Genomic DNA, 25465 nt, shown 5'->3' with positions numbered 1-25465 from the left:
CTATTTCCACTGACTGACGGCCCGGGTGGCCGTCCAGTGACCACAAATAGAAGCGAGCGATACGATGAAAGTACTGATCATTGGCAACGGTGGCCGCGAACACGCCCTGGCCTGGAAGGCCAAACACTCCCCGCTGGTGCGCCACGTTTTTGTAGCGCCGGGCAACGCAGGTACCCAGCTTGAGCCGGGGGTCGAGAACGTTGCCATCGAGGCGACCGATATCGAAGGGCTGCTGGCCTTTGCCAAAGAGAAGCAGGTCGGCCTCACCATCGTCGGGCCGGAAGCGCCACTGGTGAAAGGGGTGGTGGATGCTTTCCGCGCCGCCGGCCAGCCGATCTTTGGCCCGACCGCTGCCGCTGCCCAGCTGGAAGGCTCCAAGGCTTTCACCAAGGATTTCCTGGCCCGCCACGCCATCCCGACCGCCGAGTACCAGAACTTCACCGAAGTGGAGCCAGCACTCGCCTACTTGCGCGAGAAGGGTGCCCCCATCGTCATCAAGGCCGATGGTCTGGCGGCGGGCAAGGGGGTGATTGTCGCCATGACCTTGCAAGAGGCGGAAGACGCGGTGCGCGACATGCTCTCCGGCAATGCCTTTGGCGAAGCGGGCTCCCGGGTGGTGATCGAGGAGTTTCTGGATGGTGAAGAGGCAAGCTTCATCGTCATGGTCGATGGCGAGCACGTGCTGCCGATGGCCACCAGTCAGGATCACAAGCGGGTTGGCGACGGTGATACCGGTCTCAACACCGGCGGTATGGGGGCTTACTCCCCGGCACCGGTAGTGACCGCCGAGGTACATCAGAAGGTGATGGAGCAGGTGATCATGCCGACCGTGCGCGGCATGGCGGCCGAAGGTAACGTCTACACCGGTTTCCTCTACGCCGGTCTGATGATCGACGGCGCAGGCAATCCCAAGGTGATCGAGTTCAACTGCCGTTTCGGCGATCCCGAGACCCAGCCCATCATGCTGCGGATGCAATCCGATCTGGTGGAGCTCTGTCTGGCCGCTTGCGCGGGCAAGCTGGATCAGAAAGAGGCCATCTATGATCCCCGCGCCGCCATCGGCGTAGTACTGGCAGCGGGAGGCTATCCCGGCGATTACAGCACCAATCACCCCATCAGCGGCTTGCCGGTGGATGAGGTTGCGGGCGAGAAGGTGTTCCATGCCGGTACCCGCCTGGAAGGCGATACCAGCCTGACCCAGGGTGGCCGTGTGCTGTGCGCCACCGCCCTTGGCCACACTGTGGCAGAAGCCCAGCAGCGTGCCTACCAGCTCGCTGGCCGCATCAAGTGGGATGGCGTCTTCTACCGCAAGGATATCGGCTGGCGCGCCATTGCTCGCGAACAGGAGTAACCGACGCAAGCCATTGGCCCGCTGATCCAGACCCCGCTGCGGCGGGGTTTTTTGTCCCTGTTTACCGCTTTCAACCATCCTAATGGTGCGCGTCACCTGCGTTCAATCAGTTACCAAGCGCAAACAAGCGCGGCATATCTGTCACTATTTGCCACAAAAAACAGCATTTTTCACAAACATTTCACCATGAGTCATGGCATCATGCCCTGATGAATTCTTGTTGGGATTCATAAGTACCCCTAACAATTCGAGCATGTCGTTATATAAGGAAATCCCATGTTGAAAACCGTCCGCCCCCTGCTGCTGCCCCTGATGTTTGGCCTGATGACCCTGCCTGCCGTGGCGGGTGATCTGGAACAGCCGATGAAGAAGATTGGCTTCAACTACAAGCAGGCCGTCAAGGCTGATGATGCAGCCACCATGGAGCAGCACATCAACGAGATGAAGGCCCAGCTGGATGTGGCCAAGCAGAAGAACATGCCAGCCGCCAAGAAAGAGAAATTCCTTGAAGGGATGAACGAGGTACAGACCGAGCTGGACGCCAGCCTGGCCGCACTCAAGGCGGGTGATGAGGCCAAGGCGCGCGAACATCTGGCCAAGGTCAACGACCTGAAGAAGGAGTACCACAAATATGCCAAGCAAAAAGGGTGAGCCCTTTCGCTGGGATCCGCTGGTTCGCCTGACCCACTGGGGCTTGGCGGCGGTCTGCATCGGCAACCTCTGGGTTAACGAAGTGGGGGAGGAGTGGCACGAGTGGCTGGGTTACGGCGCCATTGGGCTGGTCTCCTTGCGTCTGCTCTGGGGGCTCACTTTCGCCCGTGGCTACGCCCGCCTTGGTGCCCTCATCCCCAGCGGGGAGGATTTTCGCCAGCAGGCGCGCGAGATGCGTGAGCGGCAGCCTCCGGCACCGGGTCATCATGGCAGCGGCAAGCTAGCCGTGTGGGCGCTCTGGCTGGTCGTGCTGGCGACAGCAGGCAGCGGCTGGTTTCAAAATACCGAGACTGGATTTGAACTGGGGGCTGACGAGTGGCATGAGTGGTGCGTGGTGGCGTTGCAGGGGCTGATTGGTCTGCATCTGCTGGCCATCGTCTTCACCTCCTGGCGTCAGCGCAGCAATCTGGTCACCCGGATGCTGCCTGCTATCGGGCGTCGCTCATCCATCCAGAGCGGCAGCAACGAGCAAACCTGAGGCTCAGCATTAGGCTCCTTGTCTCTGAGTGAGGCGCCTGATCTGGACCCTGCCCAGACCCGCCCCTGGCGGGTCTTTTCTATGACCTCATCGAGCTCATCACTGGAGATTGCCCGATCGGCAGATGCAAAAAGGCCGCTCATGATGAGCGGCCTTTTTCAAGTTGGTGGCCCCTGGGGGACTTGAACCCACGACCAATCGATTATGAGTCGTGAATTTAACGTTTTCACAACGTTTCACGCTGTCTCATAAATCATATAAAAACCCCTTAAATCACAGACATATAGCAAAATCACTTGTATCATTGAGTCTCACAAAGTATCAGGTAGCTTCACCTTAAAAGCACCCATTACAGCACCCAATTTAACGTTTGGGTGCCTTTAACTGAGACCAATCGACTATGCCGCTAACACACAACGAGATCGCCGCGCTGGTGACGAAAGAAAGCGCCTATTACAAGATGGATGATGACCGCACCCGTGGTGCTGGTGGGCTAGGCGTCAAGGTGTTGCCGAGTGGCGGCAAGATGTTTGTGTTTCGCTATACCCGCAACGAGAAACGCGCCTTCATTCAGCTTGGCCGCTTTCCGACCCTATCCCTTGCTGATGCCCGCGAAAAGGCCAAGGCATTCAGCCAGATGATCCGTGATGGCCTAGACCCCAAAGATGAGCTGACGCGCCAAACCAGAGAGCGGGATCAAGAGCAGCGGGAGCATGAACAGCAAGGCACTATTGAACAGCTATTCAAAAGCTACACCGAGCAGATGAAGAAGGACGGCAAGCGCACCCATGCCGCCGTGTTGCTGGCCTTGGAGAAAGAGACGTACCCAGTAATCAAACCCACGACCAAAGCCAAGGACGTGACCCCACACGACATAAAAATCATTCTGGCGCACATGATCCGCCGTGGGGCTGATACCCAATCCAATCGCGTTAGAAGTTACTTGATGGCGGCGTTTAATCACGGCCTCAAACATGACAACGACCCCGCCAACTTCATTGATGATGCCAAATTTGGCTTGGTGCTAAATCCAGTGGCAGCAATACCCAAGCAAAAGGCCGCCGAGCGTGTTGGGGAGCGTTTCCTGACGTGGGCAGAGGCTCGCCAGTTGCTCGATGATATGGAGCGGCCCACCAGCTTAGGCTTGACCCTGCGCAGCCTGATCCGACTTTGCTTCTTCACGGGTGGCCAGCGTCCCTACGAACTGGCCGCCTCACGTTGGGCAAGTATCGACTGGCAAGCCAAGACTCTGACCATTACCGCCGATATTTCCAAGAATGGCCGCCCTCATCTGATCCCTCTTACTGATAGCGCCCTGCGTGTGTTGAGAGAGCAACAAGATGCAGTGGCAGATAGTCCCTTTATATTTGCCCACGCAACCAAACCAAACGAACCTATGCCGATGGCGTCATTAAGCCAAGCAGTCGATCGTTACCGCAAACGCACAGAGATGGCGCACTTTATCCCCCGCGATTTCCGCCGCACCTGTAAGACCCTGATGGGTGAGCTTGGCATAGCTAAAGATCTGCGCGACCGCCTACAGAACCACGCCCTGAATGACGTATCCAGTAAACACTATGACCGCTATGAGTATCTTCCAGAAAAGCGGCGAGCCTTGGAGCTATGGGAGCGGCGGTTGTTGGATCTCGCAGAGGATACTGTGGTTTCCGTCAACTTTGGGGGGCGTGGATGATGTTGCTTCCAAGCAGGGATGAAATATTTTACCCCCTTCCAGAGTCGGGTTTCGCCATGCTGGATTTAGCAATCAGTAGCGGCGAGCTTCGCAGTTGTGAGCAAATACCACCTAAAACATTTGGGGCAGCCGCGTTTTTGGCGATCTTAACAACCCAACGCAAGGGGAAATACTTAGATGAAATTGAAAAGCGGCGCGTTAATCTCAAGCAGGCATTGGCTAGGTTTGGAAAGAATATCGACATTCTTCGACAAGATACGCCAAGAGTTGCTGAGTACTTAGGGCTTGCCACAAATGGAATGCAAGGCCGCCATGTACTTGAAAAGTCATTAGAGAAAATAGAGAACGATCTCCACGATGCTGTTTTTGCTGGGCACTGCAAGCTGGCTTGGCGAAAGAACCGAGAGCGTGGCTATGACAACATTATGTCAGTTCTAGGAAATGTGTATGGGCATCCTTTGGGTACGAAACAAGACCAAAAAGGCCGACTCGATACGATTAGGAGAAAGGTTAAACGATACAGACCCACCACCTATCTAGCTGAGGGGCTTATCATGGCGTGTATTGACTGTTTTGGCTGCGTCCCTACGTCTACGGAATTGATGCTCAACCCCGTTTGGCTGCCTGATGCCCTGAATATCGCCGCAATATTATTGGCAAGGGATCTTGAGGAAATATGCTACAGGGCACCCACACAAAAGACGAAAGGGCCAAAGTTTGATTTGTCAGAACTGGTGTATATCCGATTGGAACCCATAACTTTTTAGTAGGGTGAATCACTCTATCACCATAAGCGAATATACCCCTGAGACGCGGCGATCCCCGCCGCAATAACGACAGGGGGTCTTATGACCACTCCAGCACAATCCTTAATTACCATCGCAACCACGTGCACACTGCTCAATATCTCACGTCCGACCATCTATCGCTGGATGAAGAACGAGTCGTTGCAATTCCCCCCCGCGATCAAGATCGGGCCAAACAGCATTCGATTCAGACATTCCGATGTCGTGGATTTTATTAGCCGTAGAGCTGGCCAGTGAGTTGCAAAAAAAATCCCCGCATATGCAGGGATTCTATAGCTTTTTTTCAATCTCGACAGGGTATCCGACAAGAGACCTGTCAAAACCAAAAGGTAATGTTTATATGAACGATATTAACAGAAATCAGGGCAGTGTCAACTACGCCCAGCGCCAAGCCCAGAGCATTCACTGGCTGGTAACTCTCAATAACATTTCAGAACAGGTTACGCAGATTGGCTATGAAGTTGCGTCAGCCCGCCGAGAGATAGCCGCCACTCTTGCGGAGTATCCAGCGCCCGCAGGGTTGCCTGCACTGCCCGAAGCTGTAGAAGTGAAGATCCCCAGAGAGGGGCTTTTTCTTCGCAAGCTGCACGCTCTTCGCGTTATCGGTGCCCGTAGCGTAGGGGGTTGCAAATGATGGATCACAACATCAACGCCGCCGCAGTGACCGCAGCAGCACAGGGCCAATGGCGTGACGTTCTAACAGCTAATGGGATCAGCCTACCTTCGGGGCGCCATCATGGCGCGTGTCCTATCTGCATGGCTGGTAAAGACCGCTTCCGTTTCGATGACAAGGAAGGGCGCGGCACATTCATCTGCAACCAATGCGGTGCTGGTGATGGGCTGGATTTGTATAAGCGGGCGACAGGGCAAAGCATGAGCGAGGCGCTGCATTCCCTGGCTAGATACCTTGGACTTTCTGGCCCTATGAGCGCCGCAGACCATGCCCGCATCGAGAAACAGCGCCAGAAGGCCGCCAAAGCCGTCGGGGAGCAACAGCAAATGGAAGCTCGCCAGAGGGATGCGGCAGCAGCCCTAGCGCAGCGCATGGAGGTTGAGGCCGTCCCCTGCATGGCCGAGCAAGTTCCATATCTGGCCCGCAAGGGGTTCTCAGGCTTTGTCGTTGACGTGCTGGCCCGTGATTACGACCACCACAAGGCGGGTTCGCTCTTGGTTGTGCTGTTTAATATTGACGGTGTGACGACTTGCGCTGAAATCATCGATAACAAAATCATCGACAACAAGAGGGCCCTTGCGGGTGGGCAGAAGATAGGCAGCGCCGCATATATCGAACCGTTTGATGGCTTGCCAGAGAATGCAGCGCATTGCGGAGTGGTTGAAGGCTACGCCACCGGCTTGTCCGTCCGTGCGCTCACTGGCTGGCCTGTGTTCTGTGGAATGTCCAAGGCTGGTCTGGCCGATGCGGCGTTAATTGCCCGCTACAACTGCCCCAAGGCGCAGATTGTGATCTGTGGTGATGTTGGAGCCGAGCGAGATGCGGAGGAGGCAGCGCAAGCTGTGGGCGGCCTTGTGAGTTATCCGCCTAGCGGCGGTGATTGGAACGACTATCACCAAGCAGTAGCGCAGGGGGTGGCAGCATGAACGCGATGAATCCGATCCTTGATCGCGCCTACGTGCCGGAACCACTGGCTGTTGGACAGAGCGAGGTGCCAACCAAGTCTGAGGTGTACGCCGAGCCCATTTCATTGCTCAACATAGCAGGAGATCACCCCCTGGCCACCTACGTCCGCGAGGTTGCCGATTCTATCCAGATCAGCCGTGATTCGACATTTATGATCGGCTTGGGTCTAACGTCTGCTGTTGTTGGCTCTACCTACTGTATAAAGACGCCATGGAATGCAGATTTACCACTTGGGCTGTATGTCACCGCTGAGCAACCCCCAGCCGCGGGCAAATCTGGAGTGATGTCTGCATTCCAAAGGCCGTTTAGATCTGCTCTTCGTCGGATGAATGAAGATAGAAACAAGGCGCTTGATGCCCTAGAGGCTCAGATTGACGTCGCAGAAGATCCAGCGGTAAAGGGGGCGCTACAGGAACAGGTGCAGGGAATGTCACGGCCTGTAAGGGGTTGGATTAGCAACGCAACACCGGAGGCATTGGAGAAGGACGCAATCAGCCCTAACGATGGCTTTTTCATGCTCGCCAGTGATGAACGTGGGCTATTGAATAGCGTCTTTGGCCTGAGCTATGGCAAAGGTGCCGCCCCAAATATGGATGCAGCTTTGAAGGGGTTTGATGGTGGCTCTTATGTATCGGTTCGAGCAACACGGCGCGGATTCGATGGAGAGGTTCACGGATCGATAGTTTGCTTTGCGCAGCCTGGAAGCATTGAGGCGATTATGCGGGCAAGCGACGGGACAGGTCTGGCCGAGCGGTTTCTGTGGCTGAGTGATGATCATAACCTTGGTAAGCGTGACCACTTGAAGCCACACCGCAGTCCGGACAGTGAGCCTTACGCCCGCCTGTGTGATGAGATCATCAGGTTGATACCCTTTAGGCCGTCACTCGATAGGTTAACGCCGCTGGCAATTCCTGCCTCCTTGCATGTGCAGATGCAAAAGGCAAAGCAGGAGATCGAGGCGGAACTGGGGGACGATGGCCGATTCGGGAATGATGCTGTACGAGGGGCCGCTGGTAAGTTTGACATGCAGGTGATGAAGGTTGCCTCAATCCTGCATGTTACCCGTAACCTTTGCGAAGGCAGACCAGTACCGCCAAACATTGGGGGTGTCGATTTCGAGATCGCGCTAGCCCTATGCCGTGAGTTGCTGGAACGCTACAGGATGGCACTGGTAAACAAGCGGATCATCGGGTTTGGTGCCGAAGCTGATGCTGTTGTCGACTACCTAGAGAAGTTCCCTCAGGGTAAGGATATCGAGCAAGCCAAGAACAGCCTGAGATCGAAAACTGTATTCAAGGGCAGGAGCACCAGACAGATTGCAGTGACCATGGATAAGCTGGTAGCCGCTGGGGTTGCATCGATAGAGGTGGGGTTAACTAGGCGCAGGATTATTAGGCTAGTTTGAATGTTTGAATGCCAGTTGATACAAGGGGGGCTTGATGCCCCCCTTTTTCGTTTCCAGAAACCCGAAAACACACAAAAGACACAAAAAAAGCACGAAACCCAAGCATGACAAGGCTTTGCGATTGTGTGTCGATACACAAGAAAACACAAAAGGCACAAAAACCGACAGGCAACCCATCGAATTTGTGTGTTTTGTGTGTTTTGTTTTTTTGGCACACAACCCGAAACCAGCGCCGTTACTGGCTTTGAATCGAATTTGTGTGTTTTGTGTGTTTTCGGGGTTTAAGCAATCGACCGCAGCCAAGTTTATCAAGCACCATTCCTTTCTCTGGCGAGCCATGTGGATAGTCCAGAGGTGTGCTGTCCCATTGGCTTTCCGTGAGCGCGCATTCCGGCATATCGACCACGGCCCGATTGCTGGCCTAGTGATATCCGAAAACCCAGCGTACACCTGTAAGTTGAACCTCAGGTTTTATTAGGTTCACCCTTAGTTTTGAGAAGTTCCGCCTTCTTACAAATTATTTTGCCTGGTTGGCATGACTTTTGCTTTGGCGCGACCCTTGGGGAAGCTAGCTTCACCTTAAAAGCACCCATTACAGCACCCAAAAACGCCAGACAAGCAAAAGGCGTAGCGGTTACTAACCTGCTACGCCTTGCGGAATGTGGTGGCCCCTGCCCGACTTGAACGGGCGACCAATCGATTATGAGTCGACTGCTCTGACCAACTGAGCTAAGGGGCCAAATTGTGCGTTTAGCGGCGTGGATTATAGGGGAAGAGGAAAGGGCAGTCTATAGGCATATCAACCACTTGGCGACTAATTGTCCAGCTTGATAGAGGGGGCAAAGCGGGTCGCAAGGGGAAATGCCAGACAAAACAAAGCCCCGCATGGCGGGGCTTTGGCAGAGCAGTTTGACACAGGGTCAGGACTATTCGTCCAGGAAGCTGCGCAGCACTTCCGAGCGGCTCGGGTGGCGCAGTTTGCGCAGTGCCTTGGCTTCGATCTGACGAATACGCTCACGGGTAACGTCGAACTGCTTGCCCACTTCCTCGAGGGTGTGGTCAGTGTTCATGTCGATACCGAAACGCATCCGCAGCACCTTGGCCTCGCGGGCGGTCAGGCCAGCCAGCACTTCGCGGGTGGCGTTGCGCAGGCTTTCGCTGGTCGCCGCATCCGCTGGCAGAGCCAGGGTGGTATCTTCGATAAAGTCGCCCAAGTGGGAATCTTCATCATCACCGATGGGCGTCTCCATGGAGATAGGCTCTTTGGCGATTTTCAGTACCTTGCGGATCTTGTCTTCCGGCATGCCCATGCGCATGGCCAGCTCTTCCGGGTTCGGTTCACGACCCATCTCCTGCAGCATCTGACGGGAGATACGGTTGAGCTTGTTGATGGTCTCGATCATGTGTACCGGGATACGGATGGTACGGGCCTGATCCGCGATGGAGCGGGTAATGGCCTGACGGATCCACCAGGTTGCATAGGTCGAGAACTTGTAGCCACGACGGTATTCAAACTTGTCTACCGCCTTCATCAGACCGATGTTGCCCTCCTGGATCAGATCCAGGAACTGCAGACCACGGTTGGTGTACTTCTTGGCGATAGAGATAACCAGACGCAAGTTGGCCTCAACCATCTCTTTCTTCGCACGGCGGGCTTTGGCCTCACCGATGCTCATGCGACGGTTGATATCCTTGATCTGGGCAATCGACAGACCGGTCTCTTCTTCAATCTGCTGCAGTTTGCCGATGGCGCGCTGAATATCCTCGTCCATTTCAACCAGACGGGGAGACCAGGCTTTGCCAGCCTGCTTCTGGTATTCAAACCAGGCAGTTTCACACTCGTTGTTGGTGAAGGCCGCGACGAAGGTTTTCTTCGGCATCTTGGCCTGCTCAACGCAGAGCTTCATGATGATGCGTTCCTGCACGCGGACGCGCTCCATCATCTCGCGCATGTTGTTGACCAGGCGATCGAACTGCTTGGGCATCAGGCGGAATTGACGGAATACATCGGCCAGCTGGGCGATGGCAGCCTGTGTATCTTCGTGCGCGCGACCATTCTTCTGAATGGAGAGGCGGGTCACTTCATACTGGGCACGCAGTTCGCCAAACTTCTCGCGAGCGACTTCCGGATCCGGACCACCGTCACCGTCGTCGTCAGAGCTGTCACCATCTTCGTCTTCGTCTTCTTCGTCTTCTTCATCTTCGTCGGCCAGATCGTCTTCGCCGAGTTCGGAACCGATGTGCGTGGCGGTAGGTGCCATGTCTTCAGTTTCGTTCGGATCAATAAAGCCAGAGATGATGTCAGAGAGACGCAGCTGCTCGGCTTCGTACTTGTCGTACTGTTCGAGCAGGTAAGTAATTGCTTCAGGGTACTCGGCTACGGAGCTTTGTACCTGGTTGATACCGTCTTCGATCCGCTTGGCGATGTCGATTTCGCCTTCACGGGTCAGCAGTTCGACGGTACCCATTTCCCGCATGTACATGCGGACGGGATCGGTCGTGCGACCAATCTCAGATTCAACAGATGCCAGGGCCTGGGCCGCTGCTTCGGCAGCGTCCTCATCGGCGGTACCACCTTCAGCCATGATAAGGTCATCGGCATCCGGAGCGTTTTCAACCACTTGAATGCCCATATCGTTGATCATCTGAATGATGTCTTCGATCTGGTCTGAATCGACAATGTCTTGCGGGAGGTGATCGTTCACCTCGGCATAGGTCAGGTAGCCCTGTTCTTTACCTTTGGCAACGAGGAGTTTAAGCTGAGACTGCGGGGTTTGCTCCATAGAACTCATCCGGTTGGTGTTGCTAGGTTGCGCGTACAGTGCGCTGCTGCGCAAATAGCCAATTCTAATAGAAAACCGCCAGACATGCTATGTCTGGTTGCGGCGTCGGTCATGAGAAACCCCTGCCCGCAGTATTGTCGGGGCCAGGCGGTTATAAAATTTTTGCTTTTCATCCCGTCGATTCGGGCAACGCTATCCATATTGGGACTAATCACTCAAATATCAAGCCCCACTCTCATTTCTTTTCTCAATTTGCACCTCTCTTATCAGCATCATCAGCTCTTGGGTTTCTTCGGAGCTTAGTCCTTCCTGAGCCACTTTGGCCTGCAATTCTTCGATCCGTTGCTTCAGGAAAAGGTTGATGAAACCGACAAAGGTATCCTGCAATTCTCCCAGAATATCCGGTTCCTGGTCGAGCCTGACCTCTTCAAAGAGGTCGTGCATCGCCAGCTGAGCGAGGATCTCTCCCTCCTTGGTTCCACGCCAGTGTTCCAGCAGGATACCGGTGGTGATACCGGGCTGGGCCAGGATCTGCTGGTGCAGCTGCAGCAGGAACTTGATGCCCTGTACGCGCAGTCCGGCCAATTCCGGCATAGGGGGAAGTTCGGCCGTTACCGCCGGATATTGCACCATCAGTGCCAGCGCACGCCGTAGTGGCGTCAGCTTGGCTGCCTTGGGTTTGTTGACCTCGGCCTTAGGCTGACTGTTGCGGGCAAACAGTTCGGCGATGCGCTGCTTGTTCTCGCCCCAGCGCATCATGCTGGAGAGACGGGTGATCAATCCTTCGCGGGTAAACCCTTCCGGTACGCGGCGAATAAGCTCGGCCGCCTTGTTGGCCACTTCGAACTTGCCTGCCTCACCGGAGAGTGCCGCATCGCGACCGAGACGCTCGAACATGAAGTCGGCGAACGGTTGGGCTTCATCGAGCAGGGCTTCGAAGCCCTCCTTGCCGATCTGGCGTACCAGCGAGTCGGGATCTTCGCCATCGGGCAGGAACACGAACTTCAGCTCGCGGCCATCCTGCAGATGGGAGAGGGCATTATCCAGCGCCCGCCAGGCGGCTTCACGACCGGCGTTATCACCGTCGTAGCAGCAGACCACCTCGGCGGTGGTGCGAAACAGGGTGTGGATATGGTCGCTGGTTGTCGCAGTACCCAGCGCCGCCACCGCATAGTCGATGTCGTACTGACCGAGTGCCACCACATCCATGTAGCCTTCCACTACAAGGATCCGACGCGGATCCTTGTGTGCCTGTTTCACTTCGTAGAGACCGAACAGCTCCCGCCCTTTATGGAAGATGGGGGTCTCCGGCGAGTTCAGATACTTGGGGGTGCCATCACCCAGCACCCGGCCACCGAAACCGATGACTCGGCCCCGCTTGTCGCGGATCGGGAACATGATGCGATCGCGGAAACGATCATAACTACCCGGGCCATTGTCACGGGTGATCAGCATGCCACCCGAGATGAGCAACTGCTCGTGATCCCGGCTGGCACCAAAGCGGCGGCGCACCTGATCCCAGTCACTGGGGGCATAGCCGATATTGAATCGTTTGACCACTTCACCGGTCAGACCGCGCCCTTTGAGGTACTCCACCGCATGGGGAGCATTCTTGAGATTGCTCTCGTAGAAGCGGGCAATCTGGTTCATCAGCTCGAACAGATCCTTGCTGACGGCGGGCTGGCTATTGGCCGAGCCGCCAATGCTCTGTTCGCGAGGCACCTGCATGCCTTGCATGCTGGCGAGCTCTTCGATGGCATCGGGAAATTCGAGACCGTCGTACTCCATGACAAAGCCGATGGCGTTGCCGTGGGCGCCACAACCGAAACAGTGGTAGAACTGCTTCTCCTGGCTGACGGTAAAAGAGGGGCTTTTTTCGTTATGAAAAGGGCAGCAAGCCTGGTAGTTCTTACCGGCTTTTTTCAGCCGCACTCGCGAGTCGATCAGCTCGACTATGTCTGTGCGTACGAGCAGATCGTCGATAAAGGATTGGGGGATCCTGCCTGCCATAACCGTCCTGTTTCATTGCGGAGAAAATAAAAAAGCCGCGCATTCCAAGGGAAGCACGGCTTCTTCGACCAAACAAGAGAGTTGCCTGTTACGCCAAGCGGGTTTTCACCTGAGCACTGACGGCGCCGACATCGGCACGCCCCTGAATTTTCGGCTTCAAGACAGCCATGACCTTGCCCATATCAGCCATGACGGCAGCACCACTTTCAGTGATGGCTTGCTCGATCAGAGCGGCAATTTCATCTGCAGTCAGCTGTTGCGGCAGGAATTCCTGCAACACAACGATCTCGGCGGACTCTTTGTCGGCGAGATCCTGGCGACCGGCAGCTTCAAATTGGCTGATGGAATCGCGGCGCTGTTTGACCATTTTGGTCACGACAGCGAGGATATCCTCATCATTCAGCTCGATACGGGTATCGACTTCACGTTGCTTGATTTCTGCCATCAACAGGCGGATCGCTCCCAGACGTGCCTTATCTTTGGCAAGCATGGCGAGTTTTTGTTGATCCTTGAGTTGATCCTTCAGAGACACGGCAATATCTCCCGATTAGTACAGGCGGATACGACGTGCGTTTTCGCGAGACAGCTTCTTGGCGTGACGCTTAACAGCAGACGCTTTGGCGCGCTTACGAATGGTAGTCGGCTTCTCGTAGAACTCACGGCTACGAACTTCGGACAGGATACCGGCTTTTTCGCAAGAACGCTTGAAACGACGCAGAGCAACGTCAAACGGCTCATTTTCACGGACTTTGATTACTGGCATGTGCCTTTCACCTCAGTGATAAATTGTTAGCTGACCTTCAATCGATCAGCATGTCTTAAAATGGTGCGAAATTATACTCTGGACAGGGAATGAAAGTAAACCCGCAGAGATCGCTCTGGTTTAAAAAACCCGCGAAGGTTACCATAGCCGTCTCATTTTAGCAGTGAAATTTTTTAGCAATGCGTGTATTGGGCATAGAGACATCCTGTGACGAAACCGGGATCGCGATCTTCGACGATCAAAAAGGGATCCTTTCCCATCAGTTATACAGCCAGGTCAAGCTGCATGCGGACTACGGTGGCGTCGTCCCCGAGCTCGCCAGCCGGGATCATGTTCGCAAGACGATCCCGTTGATCCAGGCCGCATTGCAAGAGGCGGGACTGGGCAAAGATGACATCGACGGCATCGCGTATACCGCGGGTCCGGGTCTGGTTGGCGCCATTCTGGTGGGGGCCACTATTGGCCGTTCGCTGGCGATGGCATGGAACAAGCCGGCCATCGCCGTCCATCATATGGAAGGCCACCTGCTGGCCCCCATGCTGGAGGAGAAGGCCCCCGAGTTCCCCTTCGTGGCGCTGCTGGTCTCCGGTGGTCACTCCATGCTGGTGCGGGTTGACGGTATCGGCAGCTATCAGCTGCTGGGGGAATCCATCGATGATGCCGCTGGCGAGGCGTTCGACAAGACCGCCAAGCTGATGGGGCTGGACTACCCGGGCGGCCCGCTGCTTTCCCGCCTGGCCGAGAAGGGCACCACCGGGCGTTTCCACTTCCCCCGTCCGATGACTGATCGACCGGGACTCGACATGAGCTTTTCCGGTCTCAAGACCTTTGCCGCCAACACCATCGCCGCCAACGGTGATGATGAGCAGACCCGTGCCGATATCGCCCGGGCGTTTGAAGATGCGGTGGTTGATACCCTGGCCATCAAGTGCCGCCGTGCGCTGAAAGAGACCGGTCTCACGCGTCTGGTGGTCGCCGGTGGCGTCAGTGCCAACCGTCATTTGCGTGCCCAGCTGGCCGAGCTGATGGAGAGCCTCAAGGGTGAGGTGTTCTATCCGCGCACCGAATATTGCACCGATAACGGCGCCATGATCGCCTATGCCGGTATGCAGCGCCTGAAGGCGGGCGTGTTCGAGCCGCTGGCGGTCAAGGCCGTACCGCGCTGGCCGCTGGATACTCTGGATCCGGTCTGATCCGCAGGATCCCGCCTTCTGGCGTGGTGGTGAGTATCAGGGTGGCCTACTGCTCCTGCAATTCGGCAGCGGCGGTTATAGCGCCGCTGGCACGCTGTTGCGCTGGCTGCTGTCGCCGTGGTTGAGCCATCCGGATAAGACGTCGGGTCTGTTGCTGGCAGACAGCAAAGCACACAGTAAAGAGATAAAAAAATCCCCGCCAGTTGGCGGGGATTTTTGTTTGGCTATCGGCAGTCGATGGGATTACAGCAGGATGCCGCCGAAGAAGAAGCCCAGCGCCACGGCGATGGCGATGGTGGCGGTGCCCGGTACGAAGAAGGGGTGGTTGAACACCGCTTTACCGATACGGGTGGAGCCGGTGTCGTCCATCTCTACCGCGGCCAGCAGGGTCGGGTAGGTCGGCAGTACGAACAGGGCGCTTACGGCTGCGAAGGAGGCAATCGCAGTCAGCGGGCTGACACCCAGTGCCAGTGCGGCAGGCATCAGGGCTTTGGTGGTGGCGCCTTGTGAATAGAGCAGCATGGCAGCGAAGAACAGCACCACGGCCAGCAGCCAGGAGTACTGGTTCAGCAGGTCGCCAGCGATCAGCTGGATGGTGTCCATGTTGCCTTTTACGAAGACGTTACCCAGCCAGGCGACACCCAGCACACAGATACAGGCGGACATACCTGACTTGAAGGTCGGCATGTTGGTGACTTGAGTGGCGTCCAGTTTGCACACCAGAGTCATGATGGTGGCAGCGGCCAGCATAATGCCCATGATGGCGCCGTCACGGGGGATCGGCGGGTTGGCGATCAGGCCCACTTTACCGGAGATGGCAGTGGCATAGGCCATGACAGCAACGATGGCAGCGATGAAGATCCAGACAGAAACCTTGGCGTAAGGCTTCAGCTCAAGCTTGGTAGTGCCACGCAGTTTGATCAGGCCCTTGGCTTTACGCTCCAGATAGACTTCGTCCTGATCCAGCGGCTTGCCCATCATGTTGGCAATGAAGGCGCCCAGGATACAGGCCAGGAAGGTAGAGGGGATGCAGATGGCCAGCAGGGTCAGGTAGTCAACACCGAACGGCTCCAGCATGCCGGAGAAGGCAACCACAGCGGCAGAGATCGGGGAGGCTGTGATGGCGATCTGGGAGGCGACAACCGCGATGGAGAGAGGACGGGATGGGCGGATCCCTTGCTCTTTGGCCACTTCAGCGATCACCGGCAGGGTGGAGAAGGCGGTATGACCGGTACCGGCCAGCATGGTCATCAGATAGGTGACGACCGGGGCGGCGAAGGTGATGTATTTGGGGTTCTTGCGCAGCGCTTTCTCTGCCAGAGAGACCAGGTAGTCCATCCCGCCAGCCAGTTGCATACAGGCGATGGCGCAGATGACGGACGCGATGATCATGATTACATCCCAGGGGATGTAGGTGACCAATTGGTCGCTCGGGATGGGCATGCCCAGACCCCACGTCAGTACCAGTACCCCCAGACCACCGGCAAAGCCGATGCCGATGCTGCCTATCCGGGCCCCCAGATAGATAGCGGCGAGCACGACAAGTAACTCGATTCCAATCATAGCGATAACTCCATTTTTTAGTTTTTTGGTTTTTATTTGGCAAAAAGCCAATTCCCGATCGGGCTGGGGATAAAGACCAATCGGGAACTGACTTTATGGGCCGGGAAGATCCCGGCCCATACTCGCTTATACGGCAGCTTCGCGGGTGAAACGCTTGGCTTTGTATTGCGGGTTCATCAGGTTCTCGATGGAGAGAATTTCGTCCAGTTGCTCGGCGCTCAGCAGGCCGCGCTCCAGAACGACTTCGCGGACGTTCTTGCCGGTCTGGGCACAGATCTTGCCGACGATGTCACCTTCGTGGTGGCCGATGAAGGGGTTCAGGTAGGTCACGATACCGATGGAGTTCAGCACGTGGTTCATGCAGATTTCCGGGTTGGCGGTGATACCTTCCACGCACTTCTCGCGCAGGGAGATACAGGCTTTTTCCATCAGGCTCAGGGATTCGAACATCGCCTGACCAATCACCGGCTCCATGACGTTCAGCTGCAGCTGACCGGCTTCGGCGGCGAAGGTAATGGTGATGTCGTTACCGAATACCTTGAAGCAGGACTGGTTGACCACTTCCGGGATAACCGGGTTGACCTTGGCTGGCATGATGGAGGAACCCGCCTGCATTTCCGGCAGGTTGATCTCTTTCAGTGCAGTGCGCGGGCCGGAGGAGAGCAGACGCAGGTCATTACAGATCTTGGACATTTTCATGGCCAGACGCTTGATGGCGCCGTGCAGCATGACGTAGGCGCCACAGTCGGAGGTCGCTTCGATCAGGTCTTCTGCCGGCACATAGGCACGACCGGTGATCTCGGCCAGACGCTTGATGGCCAGCTCGGAGTACTCGGGCGGAGTGTTCAGGCCGGTACCGATAGCGGTAGCGCCCAAGTTCACTTCCAGCAGCAGCTCCTGGCAACGCTTGATGGACTTGATCTCTTCACGCAGGGTGACGGCGAACGCGTGGAACTCCTGACCCAGGGTCATCGGAACCGCATCTTGCAGCTGGGTACGGCCCATCTTCAGGATGTTTTTGAACTCTTCAGCCTTGACATCGAATGCCGCGATCAGGTGCTCCAGCGCGTGCAGGGTCACATCGGTGCTGTTGACTACCGCTACGCGGAAACCGGTCGGGTAGGCATCGTTGGTGGACTGGCACTTGTTGACGTGGTCGTTCGGGTTGATGACGTCGTAACGGCCCTTCTCCAGACCCATGATTTCCAGGGCGATGTTGGCCAGTACTTCGTTGGTGTTCATGTTGACGGAGGTGCCGGCACCACCCTGGTAAACGTCGACCGGGAACTGGTCGAAGCATTTGCCGGTGTTCAGCATCAGGTCGCAGGCTTCTACGATCTTGTCAGCAATTTCAGGACGGATGGTACCCAGTTCACCGTTTGCCAGCGCAGCGGCTTTCTTGGTCAGAACCATACCGCGGACGAATTCCGGAACGTCAGAAATCTTCTGAGAGCTGATCTTGAAGTTCTCGACAGCGCGCAGGGTGTGCACACCGTAGTAGAGATCATTGGAAACTTCTTTGGTGCCCAGCAGGTCTTCTTCAATGCGGACGTTCTTGATGTCGCTCATTGTAATGCCTCAGAAATCAGATAAATGGAAAAATCCTCACCGAGTGGTCGCGAGTTCCTTGCGCACAGCTCATCCTGAAGCACCACACATCGAGTGGGGCGGTAGGGAGAATGACCTCCCGAAAAACTAATCAATATACTACTCCAATTGAGGTATCGGTTATTAGAGGTGGATCACTAAATTTGAGACATTTTCAAATTACTTTGAGGAAAGTACACATATGTTATGACGCTTTTATCATGATGATTATTATAAATTTTTGTGAATTTTTGCCGGTTTTTTAGATGGTTGCTGACGTAGGTGTCATTTGAGAGGCTTGAAAAGGGCAGGGAAGACCCCACTTATTCAGGGTAAAAGTGGTGATGATGCGATGAACGCATCGCGCATGGGCCGCCTTGTGAAGGGCACCACTTTTTCTCAATTTACCGGTGCTGGAGTGGATATGGGCAAGTTGTTTCTGTTGTTGGTGGGTCTGGTGGTACTGGAGCTCACCGTGATGATCGAGGTCGGCTCAGTGATTGGGGCGCTGCCGACAGTCGGCTTGCTCATACTGACCGCGGTATTGGGCTCTTCGCTGGTGCGCAGTGAAGGGATCAAGACCCTGTTCAGTGCCCAGCAAAAGATGCAGATGGGCGAGATGCCGGGCCGCGAGGTGATGGGTGGCATGATGCTGGCGTTGGCTGGTTTGCTGCTGATTATCCCGGGTTTCGTGACCGACATTTTCGGTGTGCTGTTGCTGCAACCCTGGCTGCGCAACAAACTGGCCGACAAGCTGATCGGCAGCAGCCAGTTCCGGATGCAGATGGGTGGTTTCCAGCAGGGAACACCATCGCCGTTTGGCAATGCGCCGTCCGATGATCATCTGGGTCACACCAAGCAGGGCGGTACCACCATCGAAGGCGAATTTGAGCGCAAAGAGTGAGCGTAAAGAGTAATCGACGAGGCGAAAACCCGAGGCGAGTGACTGATCAGGGTTTGCCCTGATGGCACAGCGCCTCGAAGCGGTGTCGGGCATACCACCACGCGAGGGAGCCCGCCGCCAGATTGGCCAGCAGTATTCCCAGATAGATCCCCTGTTCTCCCCCCAGCTTTGCCCCCAGCCAGGCTCCTGGCAACAGAAAACCAAACAGTCGTAATCCGTTGAACAAGAACGAGATACTGGATGCCCGCACGCCATTGAGCGCCGAGGCCAGCAGCATCACCATGCCCTGAAAGCCATAACCGATCGGCACCAGATGCAGATAGAGAATAATCAGGCGAATGACCTGCGGATGATCGCTAAACAGATTGGCGATCAGCGGTGCGAGCAGCCAGGTCAGGCCATAGATGGCGAGCTGGAATAGCAAGGCGAAACGCATGCAGCTTTGCAGTGCTGCCTTGGCGCGGGCCGGATTGCCGGCGCCGCAGTTTTGCGAGATGAAAGGGGCCAGCACGGAGGCGAGCGCCATCATCACGATCAGCAGCAGCGCCTCGACCCGCGATGCGGCGCCGTAAGCGGCCACCACCTCGGTGCCCAGGCCCGCAAAAATTGTCATCAGCACCGCGTTGGCCAGGGGGTTGAGCATATTGGTAAAAGAGGCGGGAACGGCGACATGGAGCAGGGATCGCCAGTGATATAGCAACCGCGCTCGCGGCGAGAGGCGCCATAACAGCAAACCTTCCCGATGGCGCAGGATATAGAGGCTGACCAGCATCGCCATCAACCAGGAGATAGAGGTCGCGATGGCGGCCCCGCGGATCCCCCATTCGGGAAAGGGACCGATGCCGAAGATCAACAGAGGATCCAGCACTCCGTTGACCAGCCCGGCCACCGCCATCACCAGACTGGGGGTTTTGGTATCGCCGGTCGCCCGGATGGCGGCATTTCCCACCATGGGTAGTACCAGCATGGGGACGGTGAGATACCAGATCAGCATGTAGTCATGGATGAGGGAGATCAGCTCGGCACTGGCGCCCAGCAGGGTAAACAGCGGTGTGATGGTGAGGGCGCCGCCCGTGGAGAGCATGGCCACCATGATCACCGCCAGAAACAGGCTGTCGGTGGTGAGGTGGGCCGCCTCATCGTGTTTGCCCTGTCCCAGGGTGTGACCGATCACCGCTGACAATCCGGCGCCCAATCCCATCGCCAGTGAGGTGACCACAAAGGTGACCGGAAAGGTAAAGCTGATGGCGGCCAGTGCCTGGGTGCCCAGCATGCCGATAAAAAAGGTGTCGACCAGATTGAAGGCCAGAATGGCGATGATGCCGAAGATCATGGGGCCCGTCATCTGGCGCAATACGACCGGAATAGGGGCTGTCAGCATGGGGTTGGTGCGGGTCAAGGGCTCGTCTCTACAGCTGGCTTTGAAGGTTCTGGCATGAAAAACGGGCGGGGTGAACCGACCTTGCACCATGGTGCGGACATGGGTGAACCATCGAAGATATTCATAGTACGTGAAAAAATTTTTTTTGTATTTGCCCTTGAAGGGTTAGCAACTCTGCCCCACATCAGGGACATATCTAATTTGGCCTGGAACGGCCATTCCTCAAAGCAACAATGAGACTCATTTTGGGAGAGTTATCGATGAAAATTCGTCCACTGCACGACCGCGTCATCATCAAGCGCATCGAAGCTGAAGCCAAATCTGCCGGCGGTATCGTCTTGACTGGTACTGCGGCCCAGAAGTCCACCCGTGGTGAAGTGCTTGCCGTGGGGACTGGTCGCATCCTGGATAATGGCGAAGTCAAAGCGCTGGCCGTGAAGGTTGGTGACAAGGTTATCTTCAACGAAGGCTACGGTGTTAAGACCGAGAAGCTGGATGGTCAGGACGTCCTGATTCTTTCCGAAACCGACATCCTGGCGATTGTCGAAGAGTAATCCATCCTCCTTTTCCCCGAATTGATTTAAGGATTGAAGAAAAATGGCAGCTAAAGACGTTAAGTTTGGTAACGAAGCCCGCATCAAGATGCTGGAAGGCGTAAACATCCTGGCTGATGCCGTCAAGGTGACTCTGGGCCCGAAAGGCCGCAACGTGGTGCTGGACAAGTCCTTCGGCGCCCCGACCATCACTAAAGATGGTGTGTCTGTTGCGCGCGAAATCGAGCTGGAAGACAAGTTCCAGAACATGGGCGCCCAGATGGTCAAGGAAGTGGCTTCCAAGGCCAACGATGCCGCCGGTGACGGTACCACTACTGCAACTGTTCTGGCTCAGGCGATCGTCAACGAAGGTCTGAAAGCCGTTGCCGCCGGTATGAACCCGATGGATCTGAAGCGCGGTATCGACAAAGCCGTTGTGGCTGCGGTTGCCGAGCTGCAAGCGCTGTCCCAGCCGTGTGCTGACAGCAATGCCATCGCTCAGGTGGGCACCATCTCCGCCAACTCCGACGAGAAAGTGGGCAAGCTGATTGCTGAAGCCATGGACAAAGTGGGTCGCGATGGCGTCATCACCGTTGAAGATGGTCAGGGTCTGGAAGACGAGCTGGCTGTTGTCGAAGGTATGCAGTTCGACCGTGGCTACCTGTCCCCCTACTTCATCAACAAGCAAGAGACCGGTTCCGTTGAACTGGACGACCCGTTCATCCTGCTGGTTGACAAGAAAGTCTCCAACATCCGCGAAATGCTGCCGGTGCTGGAAGGCGTTGCCAAAGCTGGCAAGCCGCTGCTGATCGTTGCCGAAGACGTTGAAGGCGAAGCGCTGGCGACTTTGGTGGTCAACACCATGCGCGGTATCGTGAAAGTGGCTGCCGTCAAGGCGCCGGGCTTCGGTGACCGTCGCAAGGCCATGCTGCAGGATATCGCCGCACTGACTGGTGGTACCGTCATTTCTGAAGAAGTTGGCATGGAGCTGGAAAAAGCGACGCTGGAAGATCTGGGTCGTGCCAAGCGCATTGTTATCACCAAAGAGAACACCACCATCATCGATGGCGTGGGCGATACCGGTGTGATCGAAGGCCGTGTTGCCCAGATCCGTCAGCAGATCGAAGAGACCTCTTCCGATTACGACCGTGAGAAGCTGCAAGAGCGCGTAGCCAAGCTGGCTGGCGGTGTTGCCGTGATCAAGGTTGGCGCTGCCACCGAAGTCGAGATGAAAGAGAAGAAAGCCCGTGTTGACGATGCTCTGCATGCAACTCGCGCTGCCGTAGAAGAAGGTGTGGTTGCCGGTGGTGGTGTTGCGCTGGTGCGCGTAGCTGCCAAGCTGTCTGGCCTGCGTGGTGACAACGAAGACCAGAACGTCGGTATCAAGGTTGCCCTGCGCGCCATGGAAGCCCCGCTGCGTCAGATCGTGATCAACGCCGGTGAAGAGGCTTCCGTCATTGCCAACGCAGTGAAAAACGGCGAAGGCAACTTCGGTTACAACGCTTACACCGAGCAGTATGGCGACATGCTGGCCATGGGTATCCTGGATCCGACCAAGGTAACCCGCTCTGCCCTGCAGTTTGCCTCTTCCATCGCCGGTCTGATGATCACCACCGAGTGCATGGTCACCGAACTGCCGAAGAAAGATACCCCTGCCATGCCTGACATGGGCGGCATGGGTGGCATGGGCATGATGTAATCATCATCCTTGCTCTGTTTGAGAAACGGCTCGCCCAAGGCGAGCCGTTTTTTTATATCTGACTAAACTGAGTCTGTTGAGACAGCAAATTTGGGGGCGATATGAAGATATTTGGTTGGCTGACGCTACTGTGCTCATTGGTGATCATGCCGGTTATGGCTGCTGAGGCACTGACCGGGCCGGTGATCCTGAAAGTGGGTGGCAACATCAGGTCGACAGATGAAGTTGATGGCAAGGTATTGTTTGATCTGGCCAAACTGCAGGCACTGCCGCAACATGAGATCGTGACCGGCAATCCCTGGGTCGATAAACCTCACAAATACAGAGGCCCCAAACTGGCGGATGTATTGGCTGCGGTCGGGGCTGATGGCAAGACCATTACGCTGACGGCGCTGAACAGTTTCCAGATCCGTATTGAATGGGACAAGGTCGCTAAATATGACCCTATCCTTGCATGGGAAGACAATGGCGCTGTCATGCGGGTGCGTGACAAGGGGCCGGTCTGGTTTATGCTGCCTCTTGATCAATATCCGGAATTGAAGCGATCCGAATATACCGACATGATGATCTGGCAACTTGATTTGATAGACATTCAGCACTGATAAAAACAGCACGGGAGCATGGGGTGAAAGGAAAGACCAGGGCGTGGCCACTGCTCGTCATTCTGTATGTATCCATCCTGTCGTTTACCGGGAGCACGCTCTATTGCCTGATGCAGATCCAGAATGCGACCAGAGCGATGGAGAAATACACCTACGATGTCTCCTGGGCGCTGATGCAGTTGCAGTTGGAGCTCGGACGTTTCCTCAATGCGGTAGAGGTCTATCACTATGGCGGAATTGATCATGACACCTTGATGCTGCGCTATGACATCCTCTGGAGTAGAACGCCAATCCTGTTGAGCGGTCAGCTGCGCAAAAGCATGCAGGACAAGCAGAAAACCTTGCGTCTGGTGCAGCTGATTGAAACCAATATTCGCCAAATAGAACCCGATATCACCAAGTTGCAGAGCGGGGCGCCCGATTATCAGCAGATCATGATGCGCCTAGCCCCGCTGCAAGAGCCACTCTCCTACTCCCTCGCTTCTGTGATGCAGAAAAACATCAACGTCTATTCCGAGAACGATCGCCATTTTGGCCAGCTGCGCAATGCCTTGTTGCTGATGGTCTCTGGTCTGGTCATTTCGGTGCTGCTGCTCAGCATGCTGCTTATATATGAAGGGCGTCGTCATTTCAGGGCGGCCAGACGGGATCCGCTAACCGGGTTGTCCAATCGGGTTGCCTTGCTGGAGCGGATGGAGCTGTATGCCACTCAGGAAGTACCGTTCGGGCTGGTGCTGGTCGATATCAATGACTTCAGGGATATCAACAGCAAGTTCGGCTATGACACCGGTGATCATCTGCTCAGCGAGTTTGCCAAACGGATCAAGGTGCTCTGTGAGGAGGGCGAGTGGAGCGGGCGCTTGGGGGGCGATCAATTTGCCATTATTCAACGAGGCAGCAGTGATCTGCGTCAGGTCAGGGAGCTGGTTGCGCGGCTGCTGCACGCGTTGAAGCAGGATATCGTCTATGACGACTATCCCTTCCGGCTGGAAGTCGGGATCGGCATTGCGTTCTATCCGATGGACAGTGACAAGACCCAGGAGTTGTTAAGCCGTGCGGAACAGGCCCTGTTTCATAGTCGCAAGACCCACGTTCCCTATGTGATTTACGATAACTCCCTGCTCAACGAGACGGCTCGGCGCAAGCATCTGGCCTCGGACATGATCATGGCGCTGGAGCACAATGCCCTGGAGCTCTATTACCAACCCATCGTCAATCTCGAGAGTGGCCGCTGCGAAGCTGTCGAGGCATTGCTGCGCTGGCGGCATCCGGAGCTCGGTTTTATTCCGCCAAACGAAGTTATCATGGTGGCAGAGGAGTTCCAGCTTGCCGAACGGGTTGGCAGCTGGGTGCTGAACACCGCGTGCGAGCAGCTCTATCAGTGGCACCAGCTTGGTATGGTGGATCTGCAGATGTGCGTCAATATTTCACCAGGCATGTACCAGCGCAATTTGCTCAAACTGGTAGCCAAGGCATTGATGGAGCACCACCTGCCTGCCAGCAGTCTGGTTCTGGAGGTCACGGAAGATACCACCATGCGGGAAGTGAAGAACTCGCTGCAACTGATGCAGGATCTCAATCAGCAGGGTGTTCTGTTGGCTCTGGACGATTTTGGTACCGGTTATTCATCGTTGAGTTATCTGCAAAAACTGCCGGTCAGTAAGGTGAAGATCGACCGCTCCTTTATACAGGGCATTGACACCTCAATGGAGGCATCCGAGCTGGTCGCCAATATCTGCCGGATGGGGTCCATGCTGGGCAAGAGTCTGGTTTGTGAAGGAATTGAGACTCAGGCCCAGCTGGATGTGCTGCGATCTCTGACCGATATCCATCTTTATGGGCAGGGGTATCTGTTCAGCCGGCCAGAGCAGGCGGAGAAAATCTATCAAACCTTGCTGGAGATGGAGGAGCTTTGGCTGGCGCGTCAACAATCTGAAATGGTTTATATGAGTTGAAGGGTGGAGTACTTGGTTGTCATCTACCTCCGGAATGTGTGATTCGGTTCAAATGTCCCTCTCATTGTTTGTTGTTTGAACGGTTGTGCGGTTTTATCAAAAAAACATGCAATTTACCCTTGCCAGAAAGATTCAACTCCCTATAATGCGCCCCATCGACAGGGCAAGCGGCAACGCAGAAAGCCAAGTCGATAACCTCGAAAAGCCTTTGAAAATAAGGCTTGACTCGAGAAGGCGGTTGAGTAGAATTCCACTCCCGCAGCAACGAACTGTTGCGTCGCTCTTTAACAATTTGAATCAAGCAATCTGTGTGGGCACTCACAGCATCGAACATCAAACAATTTTGTTGATTTTCAATGTCTGGTGAAGTGACCAAGACGATTTCTTAGTAATAAGAAGTCGAACAGTT

Annotated in this window: 22 protein-coding genes and 1 tRNA gene; 15 read left to right on the top strand and 8 right to left on the bottom strand. The window is 55.6% G+C overall.

Annotated elements, in window-relative coordinates; translation table 11 throughout:
* Positions 1–64: 64 nt before the first annotated feature.
* The 9 genes from purD to OKC27_RS01125 all read left to right on the top strand — a co-directional run bounded on the left by purD (position 65) and on the right by OKC27_RS01125 (position 8083).
* The gene (gene purD, locus OKC27_RS01160; protein ID WP_182938805.1) at positions 65–1351 is read left to right on the top strand and encodes a phosphoribosylamine--glycine ligase; all 1287 of its coding nucleotides are present in this window, start codon (positions 65–67) and stop codon (positions 1349–1351) included.
* A gap of 276 nt (positions 1352–1627) precedes the next feature.
* Positions 1628–2002 carry a cytochrome b562 gene (locus tag OKC27_RS01155; RefSeq protein WP_042656319.1) on the top strand — a complete coding sequence of 125 codons (375 nt, stop codon included), beginning with the start codon at positions 1628–1630 and terminating at the stop codon, positions 2000–2002.
* Positions 1983–2540, top strand: a complete 558-nt coding sequence (locus OKC27_RS01150) for a cytochrome b/b6 domain-containing protein (RefSeq protein ID WP_182938806.1) — start codon at positions 1983–1985, stop codon at positions 2538–2540. Before OKC27_RS01155 ends, OKC27_RS01150 begins: the two co-directional genes overlap by 20 nt.
* Before the next feature lie 400 nt (positions 2541–2940).
* A complete protein-coding gene (locus OKC27_RS01145; RefSeq protein ID WP_270805863.1) occupies positions 2941–4233 on the top strand; it encodes a tyrosine-type recombinase/integrase in 1293 nt (430 codons plus the stop codon).
* A gap of 56 nt (positions 4234–4289) precedes the next feature.
* Positions 4290–5000 carry a hypothetical protein gene (locus OKC27_RS01140; protein WP_264098716.1) on the top strand — a complete coding sequence of 237 codons (711 nt, stop codon included), beginning with the start codon at positions 4290–4292 and terminating at the stop codon, positions 4998–5000.
* 81 nt (positions 5001–5081) lie between these two features.
* The gene (locus OKC27_RS22900) at positions 5082–5276 is read left to right on the top strand and encodes a helix-turn-helix transcriptional regulator (RefSeq protein ID WP_442866065.1); all 195 of its coding nucleotides are present in this window, start codon (positions 5082–5084) and stop codon (positions 5274–5276) included.
* The gene (locus OKC27_RS01135; protein ID WP_270805862.1) at positions 5239–5673 is read left to right on the top strand and encodes a hypothetical protein; all 435 of its coding nucleotides are present in this window, start codon (positions 5239–5241) and stop codon (positions 5671–5673) included. Before OKC27_RS22900 ends, OKC27_RS01135 begins: the two co-directional genes overlap by 38 nt.
* Positions 5670–6638 carry a primase-helicase zinc-binding domain-containing protein gene (locus OKC27_RS01130; RefSeq protein ID WP_270805861.1) on the top strand — a complete coding sequence of 323 codons (969 nt, stop codon included), beginning with the start codon at positions 5670–5672 and terminating at the stop codon, positions 6636–6638. Before OKC27_RS01135 ends, OKC27_RS01130 begins: the two co-directional genes overlap by 4 nt.
* Positions 6635–8083, top strand: coding sequence for a DUF3987 domain-containing protein (locus OKC27_RS01125; RefSeq protein ID WP_270805860.1), 1449 nt, complete (start codon positions 6635–6637; stop codon positions 8081–8083). The genes OKC27_RS01130 and OKC27_RS01125 overlap by 4 nt, the downstream gene beginning before the upstream one ends.
* 662 nt (positions 8084–8745) lie before the next feature.
* Here the strand turns inward: OKC27_RS01125 and OKC27_RS01120 are convergent.
* The 5 genes from OKC27_RS01120 to rpsU all read right to left on the bottom strand — a co-directional run bounded on the left by OKC27_RS01120 (position 8746) and on the right by rpsU (position 13639).
* Positions 8746–8822, bottom strand: a tRNA-Ile gene (locus OKC27_RS01120).
* A gap of 187 nt (positions 8823–9009) precedes the next feature.
* Positions 9010–10905, bottom strand: a complete 1896-nt coding sequence (gene rpoD, locus OKC27_RS01115; RefSeq protein ID WP_263718854.1) for an RNA polymerase sigma factor RpoD — start codon at positions 10903–10905, stop codon at positions 9010–9012.
* A 183-nt stretch (positions 10906–11088) separates the two neighbouring features.
* Positions 11089–12876, bottom strand: a complete 1788-nt coding sequence (gene dnaG, locus OKC27_RS01110) for a DNA primase (RefSeq protein WP_182938807.1) — start codon at positions 12874–12876, stop codon at positions 11089–11091.
* A gap of 88 nt (positions 12877–12964) precedes the next feature.
* A complete protein-coding gene (locus OKC27_RS01105; protein ID WP_005349081.1) occupies positions 12965–13408 on the bottom strand; it encodes a GatB/YqeY domain-containing protein in 444 nt (147 codons plus the stop codon).
* A 15-nt stretch (positions 13409–13423) separates the two neighbouring features.
* Positions 13424–13639 (bottom strand): 30S ribosomal protein S21, encoded by a 216-nt coding sequence (gene rpsU, locus OKC27_RS01100; protein ID WP_005309452.1) that lies wholly within the window; start codon positions 13637–13639, stop codon positions 13424–13426.
* Positions 13640–13818: 179 nt separating this feature from the next.
* Here rpsU and tsaD point away from each other — a divergent pair, with 179 nt between their 5' ends.
* Positions 13819–14832: a tRNA (adenosine(37)-N6)-threonylcarbamoyltransferase complex transferase subunit TsaD gene (gene tsaD, locus OKC27_RS01095; RefSeq protein WP_058053987.1), complete on the top strand. Its 1014-nt coding sequence runs from the start codon at positions 13819–13821 to the stop codon at positions 14830–14832.
* A gap of 243 nt (positions 14833–15075) precedes the next feature.
* Here the strand turns inward: tsaD and OKC27_RS01090 are convergent, their stop codons facing one another.
* Positions 15076–16395, bottom strand: coding sequence for an anaerobic C4-dicarboxylate transporter (locus OKC27_RS01090; protein WP_042063057.1), 1320 nt, complete (start codon positions 16393–16395; stop codon positions 15076–15078).
* A gap of 126 nt (positions 16396–16521) precedes the next feature.
* Positions 16522–17964 carry an aspartate ammonia-lyase gene (gene aspA, locus OKC27_RS01085; RefSeq protein ID WP_270805859.1) on the bottom strand — a complete coding sequence of 481 codons (1443 nt, stop codon included), beginning with the start codon at positions 17962–17964 and terminating at the stop codon, positions 16522–16524.
* Positions 17965–18406: 442 nt separating this feature from the next.
* Between aspA and OKC27_RS01080 the strand changes: the two genes are divergently transcribed.
* Entirely contained in the window at positions 18407–18886 is a 480-nt protein-coding gene (locus tag OKC27_RS01080; RefSeq protein ID WP_042063060.1) for an FxsA family protein, read from the top strand.
* A 46-nt stretch (positions 18887–18932) separates the two neighbouring features.
* Here the strand turns inward: OKC27_RS01080 and OKC27_RS01075 are convergent, their stop codons facing one another.
* Complete coding sequence (locus tag OKC27_RS01075) at positions 18933–20267, bottom strand: MATE family efflux transporter (protein WP_270805905.1); 1335 nt, start codon at positions 20265–20267, stop codon at positions 18933–18935.
* A gap of 260 nt (positions 20268–20527) precedes the next feature.
* On the opposite strand from OKC27_RS01075, the gene OKC27_RS01070 reads away from it, so the two are divergent.
* The 4 genes from OKC27_RS01070 to OKC27_RS01055 all read left to right on the top strand — a co-directional run bounded on the left by OKC27_RS01070 (position 20528) and on the right by OKC27_RS01055 (position 25056).
* Positions 20528–20821 (top strand): co-chaperone GroES, encoded by a 294-nt coding sequence (locus OKC27_RS01070; RefSeq protein ID WP_005340573.1) that lies wholly within the window; start codon positions 20528–20530, stop codon positions 20819–20821.
* Between the two features lie 43 nt (positions 20822–20864).
* The gene (gene groL, locus OKC27_RS01065) at positions 20865–22499 is read left to right on the top strand and encodes a chaperonin GroEL (protein WP_270805858.1); all 1635 of its coding nucleotides are present in this window, start codon (positions 20865–20867) and stop codon (positions 22497–22499) included.
* A 101-nt stretch (positions 22500–22600) separates the two neighbouring features.
* On the top strand, positions 22601–23101 hold the full coding sequence (locus OKC27_RS01060) for a molybdopterin-dependent oxidoreductase (RefSeq protein ID WP_270805857.1): 501 nt from the start codon (positions 22601–22603) through the stop codon (positions 23099–23101).
* 23 nt (positions 23102–23124) lie between these two features.
* The gene (locus OKC27_RS01055; protein ID WP_042063069.1) at positions 23125–25056 is read left to right on the top strand and encodes a putative bifunctional diguanylate cyclase/phosphodiesterase; all 1932 of its coding nucleotides are present in this window, start codon (positions 23125–23127) and stop codon (positions 25054–25056) included.
* Positions 25057–25465 lie beyond the last annotated feature (409 nt).

The sequence above is a fragment of the Aeromonas sp. QDB62 genome (assembly GCF_027705695.1).
Lineage (GTDB): Bacteria > Pseudomonadota > Gammaproteobacteria > Enterobacterales > Aeromonadaceae > Aeromonas > Aeromonas allosaccharophila.
This window is presented reverse-complemented; position numbering and strand designations above follow the sequence as displayed.